This is a genomic window from Candidatus Enterococcus wittei, from assembly GCF_002140175.1.
Lineage (GTDB): Bacteria > Bacillota > Bacilli > Lactobacillales > Enterococcaceae > Enterococcus_B > Enterococcus_B wittei.
The window spans coordinates 1174264-1179143 of sequence record NZ_NGMO01000001.1 but is presented as its reverse complement, the minus strand read 5'-3'; the positions used below and the strand labels follow the sequence as shown (position 1 = coordinate 1179143).

At 36.2% G+C, this 4880-nt stretch carries 3 protein-coding genes; 2 read left to right on the top strand and 1 reads right to left on the bottom strand.

The window, feature by feature from the left end; all coding sequences use genetic code 11:
- Positions 1–2023, top strand: a 2023-nt coding sequence (locus tag A5844_RS04375) for a hypothetical protein (protein WP_086284048.1), incomplete at its 5' end; no start/stop codon positions are given.
- A 727-nt stretch (positions 2024–2750) separates the two neighbouring features.
- On the opposite strand, the gene A5844_RS14170 is transcribed toward A5844_RS04375, so the two are convergent.
- Positions 2751–2900 (bottom strand): SPJ_0845 family protein, encoded by a 150-nt coding sequence (locus tag A5844_RS14170; protein WP_086284047.1) that lies wholly within the window; start codon positions 2898–2900, stop codon positions 2751–2753.
- Between the two features lie 138 nt (positions 2901–3038).
- Here A5844_RS14170 and A5844_RS04355 point away from each other — a divergent pair, with 138 nt between their 5' ends.
- On the top strand, positions 3039–4364 hold the full coding sequence (locus tag A5844_RS04355) for a hypothetical protein (RefSeq protein WP_086284046.1): 1326 nt from the start codon (positions 3039–3041) through the stop codon (positions 4362–4364).
- Positions 4365–4880 lie beyond the last annotated feature (516 nt).

Here is a 4880-nt window from a genome sequence, read left to right as displayed (position 1 = left end):
CACCTCAGGGACATCAAGAGTGTCTCAGGGAGAGACGCCGGGCACCTCAGGGACATCAAGAGTGTCTCAGGGAGAGACGCCGGGCACCTCAGGGACATCAAGAGTGTCTCAGGAAGAGACACCGGGCACCTCAGGGATATCAAGAGTGTCTCAGGGAGAGCCACCAGGCACCTCAGGGACATCAAGAGTGTCTCAGGGAGAGACGCCGGGCACCTCAGGGATATCAAGTACAGATGTTGGTCAAGTGGTAATTAATGATATTCCCAAATCAGCAGGAAAACGTGATTTATGGAGTAAACTTAGAGAAGCAGAGCTTTATGAAGATGTAGTTCCAAGAATAGAAGATCCTAACGTTCGACTTGCACCGTTAACTGAATTTGTTTCAGATTTGCCTAATAAATATTATCATAGTGACGAGGGAGTAAGACAGAGTATTTTGACAGTAATTAAAAGGAACTTGACGCCCAATTCTACCTTTAATACAATGGCGGGGGTTAAGCCTGATAAAGTGCCAGATTTTCTCAAGCCGTTTGTTCAAGATATAGAGAATGGTCTTAAAGAATTAATGAAGTTTGCAGATTCCGGAATAGCCATATTTGAAAAATTATTGCTTGACAAAACTACTGTAAAAGCAGAGCTTAACAAAGCCGTAGCAAACGCTGAGGTTGAAAAAGATGTGGCACAAGCTGTGGTTGACGATGCTGTGGCAAAAGTCCAGATTGCAGAATCTACGCTTGACCAAGCGATTGCAAAAGCTGAGCTTAAAGAAGCTGTGGCAAAAGCCGAGCATGCACAATTTGAACTTGACAAAGCGGTTGAACTAGTTAAGTTTGATAAAACTCTTTCCCAATCTAAGGTAGGGGAATATTTAACAAAATTACTTTCAATAGATGAGACTCCTAGCCAAGAACTCCTCATAACAGAAACGATTAAAAAATTTTTGCATAGATTGAAAAAAATCAAAGACTTCTATAAGCAATCAAAGGAATGGGACTATGAGAATATTTTGCTCGTTTGGAGTGATTCATTCGTTAAGAAAGAGGGGGAAAATGTTTATGTATCAACAGGTAATCTAGCTATTCCGAAAGCAGAGGTTTTTACAACTGATGGAGAATGTCGAGTCATTATTTATGCAGATAGTCAACATTTGGATCCTCAAAAAGCTCCAGATTATGAGCTAACAGCAAGACCATCTCGAGTATTAATTCATGAAGGGTCACATCTTGTTTCACATACAGCGGATCTGACGGTTCAATATAGTCCCCCAAGAGGAACGGAACCGACTGCAGCACAAGCAATATCACTGATTTATGAAGAATTAACAAGCATAGTAAATTTAGTTTCCCAACCTTTCAGTGTCTTTGTGGATCATTTAGCTAAAGAATTGAATTTACCTAACTTATCCAAGTCTGAGGTTATAAGGGGAATGAGTGAAGATGATGTATTGTTTTATAATTTTTTATTGACAGATGCAGAATTATCTGCATTGATTTTAAGAGACATTATCGAAGGAAGAGGGATTAATGAAATCGTTCGTGTCCCAAGAAGTACAGATAATCAAAAAATGAAATTGAAATTTCTGTTCCTCTATACGGCAATGGCTTATCTGTTTAGAAATTCAAATTTAGAGGTAAATCTTCAAGTAAACCAAATGAAAGAACAGGACACAACAAAAGTAACGGATAATGTGAGTACAGATATCCCAAGTAAAGAAATAACGGAAGAAACAAGAATGACAGGACACACGGAGTCTTTAAAAAATCTAAAATACAGAGCAAAAGATAGGTTGAAAAAGGAAGTCTCAGACCTTATAACGACTAGTATGACAAAAAGTAACAACAGTACAACTGAATTCATTATAAAAGAACAAGGAGTAACGAGCCCAACACCAGCTCCATCGACTCTAAGTTTCTCGGATCTTGTCACTAGGAGTATTGAAAAAAGAAATAAACTTCGTCAAAATGTATCGAAGAAACGAACACACAATCGACAAGAAGCAACTCCACAATATCAATTCGAGTAGGCCATTTAAAAAAATATTGGTAAGGTAATATTTATTGCCTTTTCATGATGCGAAAATTTAAGTTTAATCTATGTAAAACGATTTTTGATCAAAAAAGTATTAATAGCGAAAAGTGGTTCAATGGATCTTTATCTGGAGGCGAGTAGCGACTGGTTGCTTTAGCGTACAACTTATTTACCAATCAAGATTTTTATGAATATGAAGATGGCAAGCGATAAAATATATCTCCGCTAGAAATATTTTCTGGCGTGGATGAGAAGGGATACAAGCTAGTAAAGAACGCAATTGATATCAGACTCCAGTTTTAATAGAATCTGATGCAACCTTTATCTTATAGTATATCCATAATAAACACGCACGAACTAGCACTTTACACTTAAAACTCTTGATGAGTCAGGAGTTTTATTTTTTTAAAGTGTATCTTTGGGATTTTATATTATCCAAAACAAAAAAGAATCAATCGAAGCGTATTTCTGCTTCGATTGATTCTCGATGAAATTCTTTCAATTTGAACTCACCAACACTACTTGTCGAAGAGCCATAAAAAGAGAGTGTGGAACAAAAGTGTTATTTACTCTTGTTTCATGCTCTAAATACGTATAAACGGCGGAATCAGAAGCAACCCCTTCGATAATAAGCTGAAATTCATCAAAAATTCGAAAAGCAATTTTCGTGAAGCCCTTCTTATTTCTCGGAGTTAACCACTTCTGTATCCAGCCTCCTTTGTCTATTTCTTTTTTTTATCTTTTTTTGGTTCAATTTTTGGTTTTAAAAAACGATTGATTTCTTCCTTGGAAGCAGTTGCTTTTTCTGGATCGACACCAAAGGATTCAAACATCTTATCTAAATTATCTGTACGCTCAAATTTAAGTCCCATTTTTTTCACCTCGTTTGTTCTTCTTTTATTCATTTTACCACGGACTAGTATCTAGAGTAGAGAAAGACGTTAAGTTTTAGTTTTTTCTTATTGTTAGTTATAATTTAATTATAGAATAATTTGAAAGAGGTGAGAGGGATGGTGTTGGCAGAGAAACTACTCTTCAAAATCAAACTGGTAAATGTTGATTATCAGGAAAAACTGACCGAACTGATGGATGGACTAGTACTAAGTCGCCTATTGCTTGAACCGACATTTTTTCAATCCTCTCTTCACCAAAAGGAATCTTTCAAACTTGCTGATGCATACTCCTCGCTCCAATCGGTAAATGAGAAAAAAACAGGGTGGTTTGTGGTTGGTAACGAAGAGGAACAATGCCAGATACAATTCAATCAAACGACTATTCAGATTAGTGCTCATTTTCAATGGGGGAGATTTCTCAAAAATCAATTAGTCATCCGCGATTATATCCAAGTCAAAATGAGCAAACATGGAGTTTTTGCCTACTTACGTGCGTATGAAGAGTATTTATATAATAATACTAGTGGAATTTCAGAGCGTTCGATCGTAGAATCTCCGGAAGAAACGGAAAAATTACCGAAGTTCCTAGGTCAGTCAGGAAAAATAGAGGTAGATTGTAACCTTTTCCCTGGGTATGATCTACTGTTTGAAGCTTTGTGTTTTACCTCTTGCTGGGAAATGTATTACAGTTATCACTATTATCGATTCATTCCTAAAGAAATTTTTTTAGAAGTGCAACAAGTAGAAAGAGTAACTGAATATGAGAATCATGTGATCGGTATCCAAATTTATCGAGAACCATTTCGGTGGAAAAGTAAAACAAATCAAAAATTTCAACAGTACTATCGAGATCAGCTGGGATTTGACCATTTAGCATGGGATAATGGGGTGGGATTGTTACGGGAACCATTTGTTGAATATGCTTATACCGATGATATGCTTCAATCTGTCCAGTACCAAAATCAGTTGATGCAGCCGGTGGAAAAGAAAAAAGCTACTTTTTTTGTCACTAGGACGTATAATTTTTCTACCCATGAATATAGTGAACGAAGAGCCAAAGGGATGTTAAATCGACAAGCCTTTTTTCCTTGGGTAGATGATACTCATAGTCAATTGATCTGTTATAAAGTAATTGATCCAACCTTCACTTTAGATAATGGTGTCAAAGCATACTCTTATTATATTAAGGAGTACCTAGATATTGAAGCCCCTGATGTAACCTATCAAAGTTATTTAACGACTTTGCGTATTTATGTACCGTCATTGCACCTGAAAGAATTCCCACTAAGCGAGATTCGTCAACAACTACCAAATGTGACATTCAAACGATTACGAAAAAGACGAGGACGAATCAGTTTTGATGTCACCCAAGGGAGGAAGCGACTCAGAGTGATACTATTAAGCCAAAATGAATTAGATATGCAAGCCTTACAAAAAATCTAATTAAGAAAAGCTAAATTTGGAAAAAGTACACTCATGACTAGAATTCGAAATTCTTTGTCAAACGAATGTTGGTGACAAGATAGCTGAGAATGGTTGGAGAACAGAAAGAACCGTTTTCTTTCTATTTTCAGGCTGTAGACAACTTCCTGAACTGTCTCTTATACACATCTAGATGTGTATAAGAGACAGGTATTAGACTGTAGATAAATTCATGAACCTGGAATGTTGTTTACAGTTTTTTTGTTTTCATAGAAAATTACTTTTTAGTATTTATGTTGTTAGAAGCCTGTCTCTTATACACATCTAGATGTGTATAAGAGACAGTAATTATAGAATAATTTGAAAGAGGTGAGAGGGATGGTGTTGGCAGAGAAACTACTCCTGTCTCTTATACACATCTAGATGTGTATATAAGACTAGTATCTAGAGTAGAGAAAGACGTTAAGTTTTAGTTTTTTCTTATTGTTAGTTATAATTTAATTATAGAATAATTTGAAAGAGGTGAGAGGGATGGTG